Origin of the sequence: Verrucosispora sp. WMMD1129, from assembly GCF_029581255.1 — a bacterium.
Classification (GTDB): Bacteria; Actinomycetota; Actinomycetes; order Mycobacteriales; family Micromonosporaceae; genus Micromonospora; species Micromonospora sediminimaris.
The window spans coordinates 4,982,829-5,001,515 of the sequence record NZ_CP120741.1 but is presented as its reverse complement, the minus strand read 5'-3'; the positions used below and the strand labels follow the sequence as shown (position 1 = coordinate 5,001,515).

20 protein-coding genes and 1 riboswitch are annotated in these 18,687 nt (G+C 72.5%); of the genes, 16 read left to right on the top strand and 4 right to left on the bottom strand.

Annotated features, from left to right (window positions below; all coding sequences use genetic code 11):
* The first annotated feature begins 2 nt into the window (after positions 1-2).
* From O7624_RS23360 to O7624_RS23340, 5 genes are all read left to right on the top strand, one after another.
* Positions 3-992 carry an ACP S-malonyltransferase gene (locus tag O7624_RS23360; protein WP_282237270.1) on the top strand — a complete coding sequence of 330 codons (990 nt, stop codon included), beginning with the start codon at positions 3-5 and terminating at the stop codon, positions 990-992.
* The gene (locus tag O7624_RS23355; protein ID WP_093401315.1) at positions 989-1,933 is read left to right on the top strand and encodes a beta-ketoacyl-ACP synthase III; all 945 of its coding nucleotides are present in this window, start codon (positions 989-991) and stop codon (positions 1,931-1,933) included. The genes O7624_RS23360 and O7624_RS23355 overlap by 4 nt, the downstream gene beginning before the upstream one ends.
* 83 nt (positions 1,934-2,016) lie before the next feature.
* The gene (locus O7624_RS23350) at positions 2,017-2,256 is read left to right on the top strand and encodes an acyl carrier protein (RefSeq protein ID WP_007072348.1); all 240 of its coding nucleotides are present in this window, start codon (positions 2,017-2,019) and stop codon (positions 2,254-2,256) included.
* A 2-nt stretch (positions 2,257-2,258) separates the two neighbouring features.
* Positions 2,259-3,485 (top strand): beta-ketoacyl-ACP synthase II, encoded by a 1,227-nt coding sequence (gene fabF / locus O7624_RS23345; RefSeq protein WP_282237269.1) that lies wholly within the window; start codon positions 2,259-2,261, stop codon positions 3,483-3,485.
* A gap of 147 nt (positions 3,486-3,632) precedes the next feature.
* Positions 3,633-4,262 carry a lipoprotein gene (locus O7624_RS23340; RefSeq protein WP_282237268.1) on the top strand — a complete coding sequence of 210 codons (630 nt, stop codon included), beginning with the start codon at positions 3,633-3,635 and terminating at the stop codon, positions 4,260-4,262.
* 32 nt (positions 4,263-4,294) lie between these two features.
* Here O7624_RS23340 and O7624_RS23335 read toward each other — a convergent pair whose 3' ends face one another.
* Both O7624_RS23335 and O7624_RS23330 read right to left on the bottom strand, forming a co-directional pair.
* Positions 4,295-6,028 carry a glycoside hydrolase family 3 N-terminal domain-containing protein gene (locus O7624_RS23335; RefSeq protein WP_282237267.1) on the bottom strand — a complete coding sequence of 578 codons (1,734 nt, stop codon included), beginning with the start codon at positions 6,026-6,028 and terminating at the stop codon, positions 4,295-4,297.
* 61 nt (positions 6,029-6,089) lie between these two features.
* The gene (locus O7624_RS23330) at positions 6,090-6,581 is read right to left on the bottom strand and encodes a DUF3145 domain-containing protein (protein WP_210940138.1); all 492 of its coding nucleotides are present in this window, start codon (positions 6,579-6,581) and stop codon (positions 6,090-6,092) included.
* Positions 6,582-6,886: 305 nt separating this feature from the next.
* On the opposite strand from O7624_RS23330, the gene O7624_RS23325 reads away from it, so the two are divergent.
* Positions 6,887-7,216 (top strand): hypothetical protein, encoded by a 330-nt coding sequence (locus O7624_RS23325; RefSeq protein WP_093401320.1) that lies wholly within the window; start codon positions 6,887-6,889, stop codon positions 7,214-7,216.
* Positions 7,217-7,292: 76 nt separating this feature from the next.
* Here O7624_RS23325 and O7624_RS23320 read toward each other — a convergent pair whose 3' ends face one another.
* Positions 7,293-7,949, bottom strand: coding sequence for a carbonic anhydrase (locus O7624_RS23320; protein WP_282237266.1), 657 nt, complete (start codon positions 7,947-7,949; stop codon positions 7,293-7,295).
* Positions 7,950-8,097: 148 nt separating this feature from the next.
* On the opposite strand from O7624_RS23320, the gene O7624_RS23315 reads away from it, so the two are divergent.
* From O7624_RS23315 to O7624_RS23290, 6 genes are all read left to right on the top strand, one after another.
* A complete protein-coding gene (locus O7624_RS23315; protein ID WP_282237265.1) occupies positions 8,098-9,021 on the top strand; it encodes an alpha/beta hydrolase in 924 nt (307 codons plus the stop codon).
* Between the two features lie 88 nt (positions 9,022-9,109).
* The gene (locus tag O7624_RS23310) at positions 9,110-11,224 is read left to right on the top strand and encodes an AAA family ATPase (protein WP_282237264.1); all 2,115 of its coding nucleotides are present in this window, start codon (positions 9,110-9,112) and stop codon (positions 11,222-11,224) included.
* 91 nt (positions 11,225-11,315) lie between these two features.
* Positions 11,316-12,233 (top strand): cation diffusion facilitator family transporter, encoded by a 918-nt coding sequence (locus O7624_RS23305; protein WP_282237263.1) that lies wholly within the window; start codon positions 11,316-11,318, stop codon positions 12,231-12,233.
* Positions 12,234-12,385: 152 nt separating this feature from the next.
* Positions 12,386-12,517, top strand: a riboswitch (cyclic di-AMP (ydaO/yuaA leader).
* 4 nt (positions 12,518-12,521) lie between these two features.
* Positions 12,522-13,625, top strand: a complete 1,104-nt coding sequence (locus tag O7624_RS23300; RefSeq protein WP_282237262.1) for a hypothetical protein — start codon at positions 12,522-12,524, stop codon at positions 13,623-13,625.
* A gap of 215 nt (positions 13,626-13,840) precedes the next feature.
* Positions 13,841-14,821 carry a PfkB family carbohydrate kinase gene (locus tag O7624_RS23295; protein WP_282237261.1) on the top strand — a complete coding sequence of 327 codons (981 nt, stop codon included), beginning with the start codon at positions 13,841-13,843 and terminating at the stop codon, positions 14,819-14,821.
* Positions 14,818-15,642, top strand: a complete 825-nt coding sequence (locus O7624_RS23290; protein ID WP_282237260.1) for a 5'/3'-nucleotidase SurE — start codon at positions 14,818-14,820, stop codon at positions 15,640-15,642. Before O7624_RS23295 ends, O7624_RS23290 begins: the two co-directional genes overlap by 4 nt.
* A gap of 28 nt (positions 15,643-15,670) precedes the next feature.
* On the opposite strand, the gene O7624_RS23285 is transcribed toward O7624_RS23290, so the two are convergent.
* The gene (locus O7624_RS23285) at positions 15,671-16,036 is read right to left on the bottom strand and encodes an STAS domain-containing protein (protein ID WP_093401327.1); all 366 of its coding nucleotides are present in this window, start codon (positions 16,034-16,036) and stop codon (positions 15,671-15,673) included.
* Positions 16,037-16,374: 338 nt separating this feature from the next.
* On the opposite strand from O7624_RS23285, the gene O7624_RS23280 reads away from it, so the two are divergent.
* From O7624_RS23280 to O7624_RS23265, 4 genes are all read left to right on the top strand, one after another.
* The gene (locus O7624_RS23280; protein WP_170863263.1) at positions 16,375-16,524 is read left to right on the top strand and encodes a hypothetical protein; all 150 of its coding nucleotides are present in this window, start codon (positions 16,375-16,377) and stop codon (positions 16,522-16,524) included.
* 192 nt (positions 16,525-16,716) lie between these two features.
* The gene (locus O7624_RS23275) at positions 16,717-17,130 is read left to right on the top strand and encodes a hypothetical protein (protein ID WP_282237259.1); all 414 of its coding nucleotides are present in this window, start codon (positions 16,717-16,719) and stop codon (positions 17,128-17,130) included.
* 234 nt (positions 17,131-17,364) lie between these two features.
* Entirely contained in the window at positions 17,365-18,054 is a 690-nt protein-coding gene (locus O7624_RS23270; RefSeq protein ID WP_282237258.1) for a BON domain-containing protein, read from the top strand.
* A gap of 76 nt (positions 18,055-18,130) precedes the next feature.
* Positions 18,131-18,673 carry a DsbA family protein gene (locus tag O7624_RS23265; protein ID WP_282240731.1) on the top strand — a complete coding sequence of 181 codons (543 nt, stop codon included), beginning with the start codon at positions 18,131-18,133 and terminating at the stop codon, positions 18,671-18,673.
* Positions 18,674-18,687: the final 14 nt, after the last annotated feature.

The window sequence follows — 18,687 nt, the reverse complement described above, 5'->3', positions numbered from 1 at the left end:
ACGTGCTCGCCGTACTCTGCCCCGGCCAGGGTTCCCAGAAACCCGGCTTTCTGACCCCCTGGCTCGACCTCCCCGACGCCGAGGCTCGACTGCGCTCGTGGTCCGAGCTGGCCGGCGTCGACCTGGTGCGCCTGGGCACCACCGCCGACGCCGACGAAATCCGGGACACCGCGCGCACCCAGCCGCTGCTGGTCGCCGCCGCGCTGCTCGCCGCCGAGCAGCTGCCGATGCGCCAGGTAGCGGTGACCGCCGGGCACAGTGTCGGTGAACTCGGCGCGGCGGCGCTGGCCGGGGCGCTCCCGGCGACGGACGCGATCACCCTCGCCGGCGTACGCGGCCGGGAGATGGCCGCCGCCTGCGCGCTGGAACCGACCGGCATGGCCGCCATGCTCGGCGGCGACCCGGACGAGGTGACCGCCGCGATAAATGCGCACGGACTGTCAGCCGCCAACCGCAACGGCAAGGGCCAGGTCGTCGCCGCCGGCGCGCTCGACGGGCTGGAGAAGCTGGCCGCCGAGCCCCCGGAACGGGTCCGGGTCGTCCGGTTGCAGGTGGCCGGCGCGTTCCACACCCCGTACATGGCTCCGGCGGAAGCGGCGCTGGCCACCGTCGCCGCCGGGATCACCCCGAGCGATCCGGACCGCATCCTGCTGTCCAACCTCGACGGGACGGCGGTCGACAACGGCCGGGAGTTGCTCGAACGGCTGGTCCGCCAGGTCACCGCCCCGGTCCGCTGGGACCTCTGCATGGCCACCCTCGCCGCCCTCGGCGTGACCGGCGTGATCGAGCTGCCGCCCGCCGGCACGCTCGCCGGCCTGGTCAAGCGCGAGCTTGCCGGTGCCGGTGCACCGGAGATCGTCACCTTGAAGACCCCGGACGACCTGCCCGCCGCCCGGGAGCTCATCGCCCGGCACGGCACGACGGCCGGCGGTCCGGTAAACGAAAACACTTCGCTCACGTCTCGCGACCATGCTGGGGAGGCCTCGTCATGACGGGCAGCCGGATCCTGTCCCTCGGGCACTACCAGCCGTCCCGGGTGGTGACCAACGACGAGATCGCTCAACTGGTGGAAACCAGCGACGAGTGGATCCGCGACCGGGTAGGCATCGCGACCCGCCGGATCGCCGGTGACGAGACGGTCGCCGACATGGCCGCAGCCGCAGCCGACAAGGCGCTGGCGAACTCCGGCCTGACCGCTGCCGACATCGACCTGGTGGTGGTCGCCACCTGCACCTCGATCGACCGCAGCCCGAACGTGGCCTGCCGGGTGGCCGCCAAGCTGGGGATCAACGTCCCGGGGGCGTTCGACGTGAACACCGCCTGCTCCGGCTTCGCGTACGCGCTGGGCACGGTCGACCACGCGATCCGCGCCGGCGCGTCCCGCAACGCCCTGGTGATCGGCGCGGAGAAGCTGTCCGACTTCACCGACTGGACCGACCGCTCCACCTGCATCATCTTCGGTGACGGCGCGGGCGCGGCCGTGGTCACCGCTGCCGCCGAGGACGAGCCGGCGGGCGTCGGTCCGGTGGTCTGGGGCTCGGTGCCGGAGCGCGGCGACGCGGTACGCATCGAGGGTTGGCGGCCGTACGTCGCCCAGGAGGGTCAGACGGTGTTCCGCTGGGCCACCACGGCGCTGGCGCCGCTCGCCCTACAGGCGTGCGAACGCGCCGGTGTCGACCCGTCGGAGCTGGCCGCCTTCGTCCCGCACCAGGCCAACGCCCGGATCATCGACGGCATCGCGAAGCGGTTGAACATCCCACAGGCGATCATCGCGAAGGACATCGTCGAGTCCGGCAACACCTCCGCGGCCAGCATTCCGCTGGCCCTGTCCAAGCTGGTGGAGCGTCGCGAGGTGCCCTCCGGCGCCCCGGTGCTGCTGTTCGGCTTCGGCGGCGGCCTGACCTACGCCGGTCAGGTCGTCCGCTGCCCCTGATACCCCCACGGCGCGCAGCGCCGAGGAGCGACGGGTGGCGTCGCCGCCCCGTCGAGAGAACCCGATGAGAGGAACCCACCGCAATGACCCGTGACGAGATCACCGCCGGCCTCGCCGAGATCCTCGAAGAGGTTGCCGGGGTGAACCCGGACGACGTGGCCGAGGGGAAGTCCTTCACCGACGACCTGGACGTCGACTCGCTCTCCATGGTGGAGGTCGTGGTCGCCGCCGAGGAGAAGTTCGGCGTCAAGATCCCTGACAACGAGGTGCAGAACCTCAAGACCGTCGGGGACGCCGTGAGCTACATCGAGGCGCAGTCCTGATCATGAGTCGCATCGACGTCGTCGTCACCGGGCTCGGCGCGACCACCCCGCTGGGCGGGGACGTCGCGTCGACCTGGGACGCCATGCTCGCCGGCCGCTCCGGGGTGAGTTCGCTCGCCCAGGAGTGGGCCGCGCAACTGCCGGTCCGGATCGCCGCCCAGCTCGCGGTCGATCCGGCTGGCCTGCTGGACCGGGTGAAGCTGCGCCGGTTGGACCGTTCCGAGGCGATCGCGCTCATCGCCGCCCACCAGGCCTGGTCGGATTCCGGCCTGGCCGACTCCGGGCTCGACCCGGAGCGGCTCGGCGTGAGCGTCGGCTCGGGCATCGGCGGGGCGCTGACCCTGCTCGCCCAGGACGACGTCCTGGAGGCGTCCGGTCCGCGGCGGGTCTCCCCGCACACCATCCCGATGCTGATGCCGAACGGTCCGGCCGCCTGGGTCGGCCTGGAGCTGGGTGCCCGCGCGGGCGTGCACTCCGTGGCCAGCGCCTGCGCCACCGGCGCGGAGGCGATCGCGCTCGGTCTGGACATGATCCGTGCCGGCCGCGCCGACGTGGTGGTGGCCGGTGGCACCGAGGCGGTCATCCACCCGCTGCCGATCGCCGGCTTCTCCTCGATGCGGGCGATGTCGACCCGCAACGACGAGCCGGAGCGGGCCTCCCGCCCGTGGGACAAGGGCCGCGACGGCTTCGTACTCGGCGAGGGGGCCGGCGTCATCGTGCTGGAGCGCGCCGATCACGCCGCCGCCCGAAATGCCCGGGTGTACGCGAGGCTCGCCGGCGCGGGCATCACCTCCGACGGCTTCGACATCGTCCAGCCGCACCCGGAGGGTGCCGGCGCGATCCGGGCGATCGCCAAGGCGATCTCCGACGCGGACGTGGCCAAGTCCGACATCGTCCACGTCAACGCGCACGCCACCTCGACCCCGGTGGGCGACCTGGCGGAGATCACCGCGTTGCGGGCAGCGCTGGGCGACCATCCGGTGCTCACCGCCACCAAGTCCATGTCCGGTCACCTGCTCGGCGCGGCCGGCGCACTGGAGTCGATCGCCACCATCCTGACCATCCGCGACAGCGTGGTGCCGCCGACGATCAACCTGGACGACCCGGACGACGGCCTCACCCTGGAGGTGGCGGCCAACAAGGCCCGGCACATGGACGTGCCCGCCGCGCTGAACAACTCGTTCGGCTTCGGCGGTCACAACGTGGCGCTGGTCTTCACCCGGCCCTGAGCCGACGCGGGTGTCGGAAACCCGCCACGACCGCGGTGTTTCCCGGCACTCCCGGACCGGCGAGCAGTGGTCGCCCCGGCGACTTGACTTCCACTCGGGACACCGCTTTGCTGGCTCCCTTGTCGATCACTGACGGGGGTTGGGTACGTGGGACGACGGACGATCGCGGCGGCGCTGACCGTCGGGCTGCTCGCCGGGTGCGGCGGCACCGGGGAGGGTGCCGGCGGCGCGACCGGAGAGCCGTGGCACGACGAGGTGGCCGCCGCCGCACCCGCCGGCACGGTCGGCGCTGGTGCGCCCTGCCCGCTGCCGGTCACCTTCGAGCTGGCCGAGGGCTGGGAGGCGGAGCCGATCGAGACACCGGACCCCACCGACGAGCTGGGTGACGCGGTCGCCGAGGCGCTGACCCGACGCGGCGGTTCGACCGTGCGCTGCGAGGTGGACGGCCGTGCGGTGGTACCGGGCTTCCTGCGGGTCTGGACGGCCGACGGCGCAGGCACCCCGGCCCGGCAGGCGTTGGAGGCGTTCGTCACCGCCGAACCGGAGTCGAGCGGCCAGCAGTACCGCGAGACCCGCGCCGGCGACCTCGACGTGGTGGAGGCAACCTGGCTCAGCCGACGGGCGCTGACCGACTCCGACGTGCGGGAGTGGGCGTTGGCCGTGACGGTGGCCGACCGGACGGTCCTGGTCGAGGCGAGCAGCACCAGCCTCGGTGAGCCGCTCGACGTGCTGCCCGCGTACCGGCTGGCCCGCGACACCCTCGTCGCGGCACCCTGACCCGAAGGGGCGCGGCCCCCGGCCCGGCGGGGTCAGTCCGCGCAGGTGGTGGCGGGCAGCCCGGGCACCTTGACCGGGGAACGGCCCGTCGGACGGGTCTCGCCGGCAAGCACGTCGGCCAGCGCGGTCATCGAGGCCCGGCTTGACGAGTAGGTGGCCAGCAGCGTGGCCGACTTCGCTTCGGCCAGCACGTACGGGGTGTCCATGGCCACGGTGACGGCCGCGTCGCTCCGCAGGTCCTTCGCGCCGTCGCCGTAGCCGACCAGATGCACGACAGTGCCACCGCTGGGCACCACCTGCACGCCGGCCGAGGTCAGCGCCTCGGTCAACGCCGCCCGGGTGTGCGCCCGCCCGCCCGACGAGGTGACGGTCACCGGACCACGGACGCCGGTGGTGTCGCACCGGCCGCGCAGCACGGTCACCGCGCCGGCCGCCAGCGCGTCGGCCGCCTCGCGATGTGCCGTCGCGCCCAGCGTGGACAACTCCGGTGCGGGTGCGTCGCCCAGGGTGAATTTCATGGTCAGCACGCGGGTGGCCGCCTCGACCAGCCGGCTGCGGGGCAGTGTGCCGTCGCGCAACGCGGTCAGCAGCCCCTCGTACGCCTGGCCGACGTGCGGCGGCATGAGGATCAGGTCGTTGCCGGCCTTCAGCGCCCGCACCGCCGCCTCACCGGGCGGGAAACGACGGGCCGGCGGCATGTTCATCCCGTCGGTGATCACCACGCCCTGGAAGCCGAGTTCCCCGCGCAGCACCTCGGTGAGCAGCTTGTACGAGAAGGTGGCGGCCACGCCCGGGTCGACCGAGCGCACGTCGAGGTGGGCGGACATCACGGCCAGCGCGCCGGCCTCGATACCGGCGGAGAACGGCGGCCACGCCTCGGCCGCCAGCTTGGCCCGGGACTGCGGGAGCCGGGGCAGGTCCTTGTGCGAGTCGACGGCGCTGTGGCCGTGCCCCGGGAAGTGTTTGAGAGTGGCTGCCACCCCGGCGGTCTGCAACCCGCGTACCGCGCCGCCGACCTGGTCGGCCGCCCGCTGCGGATCCGAGCCGAACGAGCGGGACCCGATGACGGTGCTGCGCTTCACCAGCACGTCGGCCACCGGCGCGAAGTCGACGTTGATGCCCATGGCGGCCAGTTCGGTGCCGGCGGCACGCCAGGCGGCCTCGGTCAGATCCGGGTCACCGGCGGCACCGGCACCGAGCGCGCTGGGCAGCATGGTGACCCCATCGGTGATCCGAGTGACCACCCCGTACTCCTGGTCGGTGCCGATCAGGAAGGGCGCCGCGCCGGCGGGCAGCCGCCCGGCGGCCTCGCGCAGCCCGGTGGTGAGCCTGCGGACCTGCTTCGGGTTGTCGACGTTTGTCGTCTCCTGGTTGCCCTGGGTGGGGTCGTCCGCGCTGAAGCCCACCAGGATCAGCCCACCCAGGCGGTACTTCTCGACCATTTCGGCGGGCGTGTCCACCCCGGCCAGCGCCCGGTTACCGGCCGCCGAACCGGAAGACACCTTCGTCGCGTGGTCGCCGTACGCGTACGGCATCAGCACCTGGCCGACCAGGTCCTCGTCGGCAAGTTCGGCGACGAGGGCGGCGGCCCGGGTGGCCGGGTCCTCGGGCGGCACGCTCGACGGCGGCGCGGGCTCCGTGACCGGGGTCGAGGCGGGGCCCGCCGAGGGGCGTTGGCCGGCCTCGGAACAGCCGGCGACGAGCAGCGCGGTCACCAGGACGAGCGCGGTGGCGACGCGCCGAGGGGTAGTCGACACGCGGACCATCCCACCAGTTCACCGCGTACCGGGCAACTCGACCGGGGCCCGGGTGGACGGCCGGACCTGCCTATCCGACCCGGGTGAGCAGGGTCACCGGCGCACCGTCCCCGGCGTGGCGGTACGGCTCCAGTTCGGCGTCCCACGCGGTGCCGAGCGCCTTGTCGAGGGCGTGTGCCAGGGCCTCCGGCGCCCGCGCGCCGGCCATGATGCTGCGCAGCCGGTCCTCGCCGAGCTGGATGTCACCGGCCGCCCCCACGGTCGCCCGGAACAGGCCCCGGCCCGGCACGTGCATGAAGCGCTCGCCGTCGACCCCGGGACTGGGCTCCTCGGTGACCTCGAAACGGATCATGGGCCACTGCCGGAGGGCAGCGGCCAACTCGGCGCCCGTTCCCGGGCTACCGGACCACCCGCACTCGGCCCGGCGGGCGCCGGGATCGACGGGCTGAGCCGTCCACTGCAGGTTGACCGGCGCGGCGAGGACGCGCGCGATCGCCCACTCGACGTGCGAGCACACGGCGAGCGGGGTCGAGTGGACGTATACGACGCCACGCGTTGGCACGGTGACCTCCCGGAGTGCGAGGTGCGTCTTCCCCTACGACCTCGCCCGATCCGGGCTTGTGGAACACATGATGACTGGTGTGACGGATGGTACGCCAGGGAATCGGAAAATCCGCCGCTCGGAATACCCGGACAGGTGACCGCGGTTCCACCTCGTGACGCCGCGATGACCAGCCGGCATCGTGGGTCGTGTACAGTTCCATCGGCGGCCTGTGCCGCGTAAGCCTCCGCGGGTCTCGCCTCTGACGGCCCCCGCAACAGCCCCCGGACGTTCCGTCCTCCGTACGTCTTGCAAGGAGTACCTCCGTGGCGAGCAACACCTCTAAGACCGCGCGCGCGTCAGTCCGGGCCGGCCAGGCTGGCCAGGGTGGCGCCCTCAGCGTGCTGGGCGAGTTCAAGTACGTGATCCCGCTCAACGGCGGCAAGCACGCCTACGTGCGGAACCTCACCAACGGCAGGACGGCGCACCTGCGCACCGACTCCGAGGCCTTCATCGAGGAGATCCGGGTGCTGGCTGCCGCCGGCCACGCCGCCAAGATCCGGGCCGAGCTCAACGGTCTCAACGCCGCCCACCCGGGTGACGGCTGGGACGCCACCGAGAAGCGCCTGGTCGAGGCCGGCGTCTTCGAGGCCTGATCGGCCGAGGGCGCCGCGCCCGCTGCGTACCACCTGTGAACGCCCGTCGGGTCGCCCCCGGCGGGCGTTCGCCGTCTCACGCCCGGTCCGGCGGATCCAGCAGGGCGACCTCACCGGTGGCGAGGTCGTAGACGGCTCCGGTGACGGCGACCCGGCCGGCGGCCACCGGCGGCGCCAGCCTCGGGTCGGCGCGCAGCGCGGCCACGGTACGGACCACGTGCCGGCGGACCGCGAGGGGCAGCAGGTTCGGTTCGTCCAACCCCACCTCGGTGACAGCCGGCGTGATCCGGTCGACCAGATGGGCCAGCGCGCCGGCGGGACGCCGGTCGGCACGCAGCGACTCGGCGGTCGCCTGCACCGCGCCGCACCGCTCGTGGCCCAACACCATCACCAGCGCTACGCCCAACACCTCGACCACGTACTCGATCGAGCCCAGCACCGCCCGGTCCAGCACGTGCGCCCCGGTGCGGATGACACAGATCGAGCCGAAGGTCTGGTCGAAGATCGCCTCCAACGGCACCCGCGAGTCGATGCAGCCCAGCACCACGGCGTACGGCTGCTGGTCGCCGGAGGCGGTCGCGGCCGCCGCGGTCACGTCGTGGCCGTGCACCGGTTGGCCGCTGACGAAGCGCCGGTTGCCGGCGAGCAGTTCGGCCAGGGCCGCGCGCGGCGTGCCCCCGCGGGCCTGGCCGGCCAGCGCGGAACCGGCGGGTACTCCCCCCGTGATTGCCATGTCCTCAGCCTGGCCGGGCCGTTGCCCGGGCGGAGCCGATCGACGAGATCTTCTCAACAGCCCGGTTGGCGTGTTGTCATGACGGGTAGCCGGTGTTACCACCGGGTATCCCCGGTGTTACGCATCCGTGCGCCGTGGGGAGGTGGCGATGCCGGAGCCGACCGAGGTACGGCTGGGCGACGACGTACGCCTGCACGTCGAGATTGCCGGGCCGGTCGACGCCGAGGTGACAGCCGTGCTGCTGCACGGCTGGACCCTGGACGGGCGCAGTTGGCACCGGCAACTGGACGCCCTCCGCGAGACGTTCGGCTCGGTCCGGGTGGTCACCTACGACGCGCGTGGGCACGGTCGGTCCAGCTGCATGGCGCTGCCCACGGCGACCCTGGCCCAACTGGGCGACGACCTGGCCGCGGTGCTGGACGCGGTGGCGCCCACCGGCCCGGTGGTGCTGGTCGGCCACTCGATGGGCGGCATGACGATCATGGAGTACGCGCACCGCCACCCGGACCACTTCTCCCGACGCACCGCCGGTCTGGTCTTCGTCTCCACCACCGCCGAAGGGCACACCCACACCGTCTACGGCCTTTCTCCCCGGATCGCCCGGATCATCCGGCTGGCCGAGACCACCGGCGCCGGGGTTCTCGCCCGCTGCGGCGCCTGGCGACCGCCCCGGGCCCTGTTGCGCGCGCTCCGACCGAGCATCCGGTGGATGCTGTTCGGGGACAGCTGCGACGCCACGGACATCCGGCTGGTCACCTCGGCGGTGGCCCGCGCCTCGCTGCGGTCGATCGGCGGGTTCCGCGCCTCCATCGGCACCCAGCACCGGCTGGCCACGCTCACCGCGCTGGCTCACCTGCCGGCGGCGGCGCTGGTCGGCGACCGGGACCGGCTCACCCCGCCGCCGTGTGCGCAGTCCATCGCCGCCGCGCTGCCCGCCACCGAGCTGACCGTCTGCCCCGGTGCCGGACACATGTTGATGATGGAGCGTCCCGAGGAGGTCAACGCCGCCCTGGCCGGCGTGTTGCGCCGGGTCCTGGACGACCTACCGACCCAGCGGCGCGTCCACGCCTGACCGTCCCGCCCAATGCCGTTCCGCCCAGCTCGGCGGCGGGGCGTAATCTCGTGCGGTTGGCCAGGCGGCGTCACGAGGAGAGCGAGCGGTGGATCAGAGCACCCTGGATCAGGAGATCGCCGCCGAGCAACGGCATCTCGACCGGGTGTACGCGCGACTGGCCGAGCTGCGCCGATCGGCAGTGCGCGCGGAACGGGAAGGCTACCGGCTGGCCCGGGTCGGCAACTTCGGTGCGCTTGTCGAACGCGACGCGATGGTCTTCCACGCCGCGCAGCGACGCCATGTGCTCGACGCCGAGTACGAGGGGTTGGTCTTCGGCCGACTCGACCTGCGTGACGGGCAGACCCTGTATGTCGGGCGACTCGGTATCCGCGACGAGGACGCCACCACGCTTGTGGTGGACTGGCGGGCCCCGGCTGCCGCCGCCTTCTACCGGGCGACCCCGGCCGAGCCGCTGGGCGTCGTCCGGCGTCGGACGATCCAGTCCAGCGGGGAGCGGGTCACCCGGATCGAGGACGACCTGCTGGACCCGGACGCGGCCCCGACGGACATGCCGGTGGTCGGCGACGGCGCGCTGCTGGCCACCCTGTCCCGGACCACCGGCCGGGGCATGCGGGACATCGTGGCCACCATCCAGCGCGAGCAGGACGAGGCGATCCGCTCCCCCGGCTCGGGAGTGACCCTCGTCTCCGGCGGCCCGGGCACCGGCAAGACGGCGGTGGCGCTGCATCGCGCGGCGTACCTGCTCTACGCCGACCGCAGCCGGTACGCCGGAGGCGGCATCCTGGTGATCGGTCCCTCCTCGGTCTTCGTCGAGTACATCGCCTCGGTGCTGCCGTCGCTGGGCGAGGACACCGCCACCCTGCGCTCGCTGGGCACCCTGTTTCCCGGGGTGGTGGCCACCCGCACCGACCCGCCCGAGGTGGCGGCGATCAAGGGCTCGCTGCGAATGCGCCGGGTGCTGGAACGGGCGGCCCGGGACGCGGTCCCCGGCTCCCCGACCGAGCTGCGCCTGCTGTACCGGGGCACGTTGCTGCGGTTGGAGCGGGCCGAGCTGGACGCCATCCGGGACCGCGCGCTGCCCCGCGGCGCCCGCCGCAACGAGGTGCGTCGGGCCGGCTTCGACGGCGTGCTCGCCGCGCTCTGGGCGCAGGCTCGCCGGCTGGGCATCGCCGGGTTGCCCGAACAGCGTGCCTTCGAGGACGAGCTGATCGACCGGACGGACTTCCGCGAGTTCCTCAAGGCGTGGTGGCCCCGGCTGCATCCGCGGCACGTGCTCGCCTGGTTGGCCGAACCGCAGCGGCTGCGCCGGTACGGCGGGGGCCTGCTCTCCGGTGCCGAGATCCGGCTGCTCGGTGCGGCGTACCGGGAGCTGGCCACGGACGGGCCGACCGTGGCCGACGTCGCGCTGCTGGACGAGTTGGACGCGCTGCTCGGCAAGCCGATGCGTCCCGCCCGCCCGAAACGGGACCCGTTCCAGCTGGCCGGCGGGGTACGTGAGCTGAGCACCGCTGCCGACCGGCAGCGGGCTGCCCGGCAGGCCGCCCGGGAACGCCCCGAGGACTACCGCGACTACGCCCACCTGGTGGTCGACGAGTCCCAGGACGTCTCACCGATGCAGTGGCGGATGGTGGGCCGGCGCGGGCGGCTGGCGTCCTGGACGGTGGTGGGTGATCCGGCGCAGACCGCGTGGACGGGAGATCCGCAGGAGTTGGCCCGGGCCCGCGACCAGGCGCTGGGGCGCCGCCGCCGGCACCGGTTCACGCTCACCACGAACTACCGCAACTCGGCGGAGATCTTCGCGGTGGCGGCGGCCGAGATCCGGCGGGCGTACCCGGATCTCGCGTTGCCCACCGCGGTCCGTTCCACCGGGATCGATCCACTCCAGCTCGAGGTGCCGGCGCCCGAGCTGGAGACCACAGTCGTGACGGCCGCCAGCGCCCTGCTCGGCGAGGTCGAGGGGACCGTCGGCGTGATCACTCCGGTGCCCCGACGGGACCAGGTCGCGGCCTGGCTGGGGGCGCTGGGCGGGCAGCGGTTGCAGGTGGTGACCAGCCTGGAGGCCAAGGGCATGGAGTACGACGGTGTGGTGCTGGTCGCCCCGGCGGAGATCCGGGCGGAGCCGGGCTCCGGTGTCCGTACCCTCTACGTCGCCCTGTCCCGGGCCACCCAGCGGTTGACCACCGTCGACCCGGCCGGGTGAACCCGAGCACCGCGACCCGCCCGACGATTGCACACATAGCGATGTTGGCATAGCTCCGTCCCCGGTCCGGCGGACGACGCAAGGTGTCTGGGTGGGCGCCGGCCATGACCACCACCACGCTGCGGTGTCGAACGCCGCCCACCGCCACTCCGGCCGGCTGTGGGCAGCGTTCGCCCTGCTCAGCGCGCTGATGGTGATCGAGGCAGGCACCGCTCTGCGGACCGGTTCGCTGGCCCTGCTCTCCGACGCCGGGCACATGTTCACCGACGTGTTGGGCATCGGGATGGCCCTCGCGGCCGTGGCTGCCACCCGTCGGGCCGACACGGACCCGCAACGCACCTTCGGGCTCTACCGACTGGAGGTGCTCGCGGCCCTGGCCAACGCCGTACTGCTCTCCGGCGTCGCGGTGTACGTGCTGGTCGAGGCGGTACGCCGAATCGGCGATCCGCCCGAGGTGCTCGCCGGCCCGGTCCTGGTGGTGGCCGCACTCGGCCTGCTCGCCAACGTCGCCGCGTTCGCCCTCCTGCGTCCGGGGGCGCGGGAGAGCATCAACCTGCGCGGGGCGTATCTGGAGGTGCTGGCGGACCTGCTCGGTTCGCTTGGCGTGATCGCGGCCGCCCTGCTGATCACCGTGACCGACTGGTGGTGGGCCGACCCTCTGGTGGCCACCGCGATCGCCACGTTCATCCTGCCCCGGACGTGGCGCCTGGGCCGGGCCGCGGTACGCATCCTGGTCCAGGCCGCTCCGGAACACCTTCAGGTCACCGCGGTGTATGACCGGCTGGCCGCGGTGCCGGGCGTGGCCGGCGTCCACGACCTGCACGTCTGGACGTTGACCTCCGGCATGGAGGTCGCCTCGGCGCACCTCACCGTCAGACCGGGCGCCGACGTCGGCGCCGTGCTGGCGGCGGCCCGCTCGGCGCTGCACGAGGACTTCCAGATCGAGCACGCGACCCTCCAGATCGAGCCGCGGTCGGATCCCGGGCACTGCGGGGCGGCGCAGTGGTGACCGGAAGAATCAGAGAAAAGGGGTTATTGTCCGCTTTTGGTCTGTTCTACTAGTCAACAACTGAACACCAGCAGTAACAGCAGCTGCACCGGTCACATGGGCACCGGTAGGCTCGGACCCGGCCTCCGCCAGGCGGCACCCACAGGTGCCGGCGGCGGCCGCCGCCTAATCGCCCGCCAGGGCGAACCGGGGAACCAGGTTCCTGGGGTGTATCCGCGTCAGCGGTAGGGATCTTCCGTCCCGAACCCGTCAGCTAACCCGGTCGGCGGCTGACGGAAGGAAACGTGCATGCCAGCAGTGGCAACGGTAAGACCGGCCGCCCGTACGGCGGCCCTGATCGCCGCCGCGCTCGCCCTCACTCTCGGCGTCGCGCTGGCCCCCTCCACCCCCGCCGCCGCGGCATCGCCGCCATTGCGGGCGGCTGCCCCGGGCGACGTGGACGACGAGGGTGGCACCCCGGCGCTGCGGGCCCAACTGGAGGCCGCCAGCAAGGGCTACCTCGACGCCAAGACCGCACTCGACCGCTCGGTCAAGCGCCAGAAGAAGCTTGCCGAGCAGCTCAAGACGACCGAGAGTCAGGTCGCCGAGCGGGGCACCAAGGTCGCCGAGATCGCCGCACAGGCGTACCGCACCGGGCGGCTGGGCGCCGCGTCGGCTCTGCTCAACAGCGGTTCACCGGCCGGCTTCATGGACCGGGCGGCAGCGCTGGACGCGGTGGCTGCCAACGAGGATCGCGCGCTGCGTGAGCTCCAGGTGGCCCGGGACGAGGTCAGCGCCACCAAGCAGGCCCTGGACGTGGAGATCCAGGAGCAGCGCAAGCAGGTGGCCGTGATGGCCAAGCGCAAGGACCAGGCCGAGCGGGCGTTGACCGTGGCCATCGAGCGGGACGAGGCGGCCGAACGGGCCAGGGCCGCCGAGCGGGCCGCCCGGTCACCGTCGCGGAGCAGCGGGTCGAGTCCCACCGCCAAGCCCGCTCCCCGCAACTCCGACGGGTCGTGGCCCTCGGAGTCGTGCAGCGTCAACGACCCCACCCCGGCCAACGGCTGCATCACCCCACGCACCCTGCATGCGCTGAAGCAGGCCAAGTCGGCTGGCTTCACCCGGTACGTCTCCTGCTACCGCTCCGGCGGCTCGGGCGAGCACCCGAAGGGTCGGGCCTGCGACTTCGCCGCCCAGAAGAACGGCTTCGGCGGGGACGCGACCGGAGGCGACCGGACCTACGGCAACAACCTGGCGGCGTACTTCGTCAAGAACGCCGACCGGCTCGCGGTGCTCTACGTGATCTGGTACAGGCAGATCTGGCTGCCCAGCAGCGGCTGGAAGTCGTACAGCGGCGCCCGGGGTGACCCGTCCAGCGACCACACCAACCACGTCCACCTGTCGGTGTACTGACTTCCTCTTCGCGCCGGGTGAACCGCTCTTCACGAGCGGTTCACCCGGCGCTGCGTTTCACCGTTGGCCGGCGGGGCACCGTCCCTTCGGCGCGCATCGACGCGCCTCCTTGGTTACCGTCGTACCAGGAAGCGTTATTTGTCCGCTAACGGGAGGAACGCCATGAACGAGCGAATCGCCAGACCCGGCGGCGGTACGGACAACGGGGAGCGGTCATGACCGGCCGCGTCATGATCTTCGCACCGACACCGCTGCTGACCGTGACCATCGACCAGCCGAGCGACGCACCGGAGTTGCACCTGCACCCGGGCGGGCAGGGGGTGTGGCAGGCCAGGATGGTGCTGTCCCTCGGCGTCGACGTGGTGCTCTGCGCGGCGCTCGGCGGCGAGGTCGGGCAGGTACTGCAACCGTTGCTGGTAAGCGAGGGAGTCGACCTCAAGGTGGTGGCCCGCGACTCCGGCGGCACCGGCGGGTATGTGCACGACCGCCGTGAGGGGACCCGCCAGGAGATCGTCGACGTCATCGGCCAGCCGTTGAGCCGGCACGAGTTGGACGAGCTCTACAACCTCGCACTCGGCGAGGGCCTGCGCGCGCCGGTGAGCGTGTTGAGCGGGCCCAACCATCCGTCCCTGGTCCCCGCCGACCTCTACCGGCGCTTCGCGGCCGATCTCGGTGCCAACGGTGGCCGGGTGGTGGTGGATCTCTGCGGCGAGCACCTCGCCGCCGTCCTGGAAAGCGGTGTCTTCTTTCTCAAGGTCAGCCACGAGGAGCTGATCGCCGACGGGCGGGCCGACGGCGACGACGAGGAGGCGCTCACCCGCGCGATGTACGACCTGCACGCCTCCGGCGCCGAGAACGCGGTGGTCAGCCGGGCCGACAAGCCCGCGTTGGCGCTTGTCGACGGCGAGGTGTTCGAGGTGCGGATGCCGCGGCTGGAGGCCGCCGACCCGCGCGGGGCGGGCGACTCGATGACCGCCGGGGTGGCCGCCGTGGTGGCCCGGGGCGGCGACGTCCGCACGGCGATCCGTACCGGCGCGGCGGCCGGCGCGCTCAACGTCACCCGACACGGCCTCGGCACCGGCCGCCTCGACTCGATCAACGGCCTCGTCGACCGGGTCCGGTTGGAACCGGCGGGCAGCCGTCCCCAGGAGCGGACCACCCCCGACGAACTGGCACAACGGGCGGGTGGCCGATGACGCTGCGGGTGTTGATCACCAACGACGACGGGATCGCCGCGCCGGGCATCCAGGCGCTGGCTCGGGCGGCCGTCGACCGGGGCCTGGACGTGGTGGTGGCTGCCCCACTGGAGGAGGCGAGCGGCACCAGCGCCGCGATGAGCGCCATGGAGCAGGACGGGCACGTGGTGGTCCACGACCATCCGTTACCGGAACTCGACGGCGTGCCGGCGTTCGGCGTCGGTGGCTCGCCCGGGTTCATCGCGCTCATCGCCGTACACGGTGCCTTCGGACCGCCGCCGTCGGTGCTGCTGTCGGGCATCAACCGCGGCGCCAACGCCGGCCGCGCGGTGCTGCACTCCGGCACCGTCGGGGCCGCCTTCACCGCTGCGGCCAACGGCTGCCGGGCGATGGCGGTGTCGCTGGACGTGCTCTCGGCGGGTGAGGCGACGGCGGCCAGCGGAGGTGCCGCGGTGGCGGCTGCCGCCCGGGTTCGCGACGCCGAACGGAACTGGGCCACCGCCGCCCGCGTCGCCCTGGATCTGCTGCCCCGGCTGACCGCCGCGCCGGCGGAGAGCGTGCTCAACATCAATGCGCCCGATCTACCGCTGGCTCGACTGCGTGGGGTACGCCAGGCCACCCTGGCGACCTTCGGCCAGGTGCAGATGACCGTCGCCGAATCCGGGCACGGCTTCGTGCGTACCTCGCTGGAGGAGCCGGGACAGGCGGTACAGCCCGGCACGGATCTGGCTCTGCTCGCCGACGGCTACGCGTCGGTGACCGCGGTCCGGGCAGTCACCGAGGTGGCCGACGTGGACCTGTCCGGCCTCGACCGGGAGTGATCAGGTGCCCCTGCGGTAGTCGGTGCGGTCAGGCCCCGGGGAGCACCTCGGGAGCCGTGGCCGCCCCGGCGTAGTAGGGCTCCGGCGCGCCGAAGAGGCCGAGCAGGCCGGTCACCCAGAGCTGCCGGTGCACGAACCGGCTCGGCTCGGTGACGATCAGCTTCACCCCGCTGACCTCGGCGGTCTGGAATCCGGCGACCATCGCGCTGATGCCCACCGAGTCGATGAAGGTGACCAGCCGCATGTTGAGCTCGATCCGGGCCGGCCGCCCCTTGGCCAGCACCTCGGCGATGGCCTCTTTCACCTCGTACGCGGTGTCGACGTCGATCTCACCCCGAGGGGCGATCTCGATGACACCACCGGGCCGAACCGTCTGCAGGATCGACAGGCTCACGCGAGCACCTCCACTCGCCCGTACGACGGGCGCCTCATCAGTACGCGGGCCGCGACCGACAGTATTCCTTCAACCGCCTCGGTCGCCACCCCTCGGGATGAGCAATTCACGGATGCGGGCACAACAAATCACCCATATCCGAACTTTATTGGCCTTATCACTCAGCGTTCGGCCTCTGCCGACGCCGCCGAACCAGGGTAGCGGGCCGACGCCATCCCCGTCGTTTTCCAGCACTCCGGCGTGCCCCACGGACAACCGGCCTGACCTGCGCTGGGTGCGCGAGAGTGGCACGGTGTGCCTAGCATCACGAGTGACCCCTATGACGGGAGGACCACATCATGCTCCGCAGACTCGCCGCGCTCGCCGGTGTCAGTGCCCTGCTCGCCCTCGTACTGGCCTGCGGTTTCGGCGGCGGCGATGGTGACGACGACGATGACGATGACGACGACTTCGCCCGCGCCGCGGCGGTGGCGGTCGCCGTCCGCTGACCAATGCGACGAACCCGGTGTGGTCCGGACCGCACCGGGGGCGCACCTGCCCTTCCGGTCGAGACGAGCGTTTCGGTGGTTTGCGTCCGGGTCGGGTGGGCACAGCCTCCGATGCGAACCGTCACCGGCCGGACAACGCCGCCGACAGCTGATGCGTGCACCGGCTCCGGCACTGTCGAGGAGGGAACCACAATGTTCGGAACACATCTGCTGGAGCGCCGCAGCAAGCCAGAGCGGGTCGCGGACCAGGCGTGGCAACACCTCGTCTCGGCGGTGAACAACGCCGGCGACAGCCTCCGCGACACCGCCCGCACCGCCCGCCAAGGCTCCGCCGGTTTCGCCGGCGACGCCGGTGACCTGGTCGAGTCGGCCGCCGAGGAGGCCCGTCACCGCGCCAGCCGCGCCTTCGACGCGCTCGCCGGACGCCGCCCGGCGCTGCCCTGGACGCTGCTGATCGGCGCCGCCCTGGTCGGTGCCGCGGTCGGCTGGGCCGCCGGCACCGCGGCACGCGCCGCGGGGAGCCGGGACCGGGCCCTGGAGGACATCGAGTTCGTCGACGTGGACCGACCCGACTCCCCCGCCGACCCGACAAATCCCGTCAGCTGACGGTTCTGTGTGACGACGGGCCCCACCGACCGAGGCGGTCGGGCGGGGCCCGTCGTGCTGTCATGCATCAGTCCTTCGCCCGTCGGAACCTTCTGAGCAGCCCAGGTCGGGAACGGCCGACCTCGTCCGATCCGGGTGAGGCCGATTCACCCGGACGGTCACCAGGCTCGGTCGCGGCGAACCTGGCGTGCCGGCCCGCCGGTCCGCGCCATCCTGGTGAGAAGGGAGCGACCGATGGCCAGCATCTCGACGATCAACCGCACCGACCAGGAGATCCAGTCCGCGGTGCTGGACGAACTCGACTGGGAGCCCCGGGTCCGGCCGCACGAGATCGGGGTGGCCGTCACCGAGGGCGTGGTGACGCTGTCCGGGCGGGTGGACAGCTACGCCAAGAAGTGGGCGGCCGAGCGCGCCGCGCACCGGGTCACTCAGGTGCGGGCGGTGGCCAACGACCTCGCGGTGCGCCTGGTGACCGGCGCGGAACGCACCGACCCGGAGATCGCCGCCGCGGTCCAGCACGCCCTCCAGTGGCAGGCGTTCGTGCCGGTCGACGCGCTCGACGTGACGGTCTCCCAGGGCTGGGTCACCCTGCACGGCGAGGTCGAGTGGGAGTACCAGCGCCGCGCCGCCGAGCAGGCCGTCGGCCAACTGAAGGGCGTACGCGGGGTCAGCAACGGCATGAGCGTCCGGCCGTCGGTACGCCCCGACGGCGCCCTGCTGGCCCGGCGCATCGTCGACGCGCTGGCCCGCAACCGCGCCACCGACGCGGAACAGGTGACGGTACGCGTACACGGCGACACGGTGCTGCTCGGCGGACTTGTGCACTCGGTGCCCGAACGCGCCGAGGTGGAACGGGTCGTCTGGTCCGCCCCCGGCATCCGGGAGGTGCAGAACCACATCGCGGTCGCCCCGGTGCTCCGCTGAGTCGCCCGGAACCACCCGGGTCGGGTGAGTCGCGCTCACCCGGCCCGGCCCGAGGCTGGGGGGTATGACCGATCAGCTGACCACGCCCCTACAGGTCACTGCGCGACTCCGCACACCCGTCACCGAACACGACCACGTCCGTGGTCCGCTGAACGCACCGGTGACGATCGTCGAGTACGGCGACTTCCAGTGCCCCTTCTGCGCCCTCGCCCACGCCAATCTCACGGAGGTGCTGCGGCAGCGCGCCGACACCGTCCGCCACGTCTACCGCCACTTCCCGATCACCAACATGCACCCGTACGCCGAGCGGGCCGCCGAGGTCGCCGAGGCCGCTGGACGGCGGGGTCGGTTCTGGGAGATGCACGACTGGCTCTACGAGCACCAGGACCAGCTGGATCCGGTGCACCTGACGCTCGGTGTCGAACAGCTCGGCCTGCCGGTCGACGAGGTGGAGGCGGAGATCGGACGGCACGCCCATGGCGACCGGATCCGGCACGATTTCGTCGGCGCCATCCGCAGTGGAGTGGACGCCACCCCCACCCTCTTCGTCAACGACATCCGCCACGACGGCGACTTCACCCCAGCCAGCCTCCTGACCGTCGTCGACGCCGCCGCCTGACCTTTCACGAGGCC

Coding starts and splice junctions, on each gene's coding strand:
- O7624_RS23355 (WP_093401315.1), top strand. CDS start 989: ATGACGGGCAGCCGGATCCTGTCCCTCGGGCACTACCAGCCGTCCCGG.
- O7624_RS23350 (WP_007072348.1), top strand. CDS start 2,017: ATGACCCGTGACGAGATCACCGCCGGCCTCGCCGAGATCCTCGAAGAG.
- fabF (WP_282237269.1), top strand. CDS start 2,259: ATGAGTCGCATCGACGTCGTCGTCACCGGGCTCGGCGCGACCACCCCG.
- O7624_RS23335 (WP_282237267.1), bottom strand. CDS start 6,028: ATGGTCCGCGTGTCGACTACCCCTCGGCGCGTCGCCACCGCGCTCGTC.
- O7624_RS23320 (WP_282237266.1), bottom strand. CDS start 7,949: ATGGCAATCACGGGGGGAGTACCCGCCGGTTCCGCGCTGGCCGGCCAG.
- O7624_RS23315 (WP_282237265.1), top strand. CDS start 8,098: ATGCCGGAGCCGACCGAGGTACGGCTGGGCGACGACGTACGCCTGCAC.
- O7624_RS23300 (WP_282237262.1), top strand. CDS start 12,522: ATGCCAGCAGTGGCAACGGTAAGACCGGCCGCCCGTACGGCGGCCCTG.
- O7624_RS23295 (WP_282237261.1), top strand. CDS start 13,841: ATGACCGGCCGCGTCATGATCTTCGCACCGACACCGCTGCTGACCGTG.
- O7624_RS23290 (WP_282237260.1), top strand. CDS start 14,818: ATGACGCTGCGGGTGTTGATCACCAACGACGACGGGATCGCCGCGCCG.
- O7624_RS23280 (WP_170863263.1), top strand. CDS start 16,375: ATGCTCCGCAGACTCGCCGCGCTCGCCGGTGTCAGTGCCCTGCTCGCC.
- O7624_RS23275 (WP_282237259.1), top strand. CDS start 16,717: ATGTTCGGAACACATCTGCTGGAGCGCCGCAGCAAGCCAGAGCGGGTC.
- O7624_RS23270 (WP_282237258.1), top strand. CDS start 17,365: ATGGCCAGCATCTCGACGATCAACCGCACCGACCAGGAGATCCAGTCC.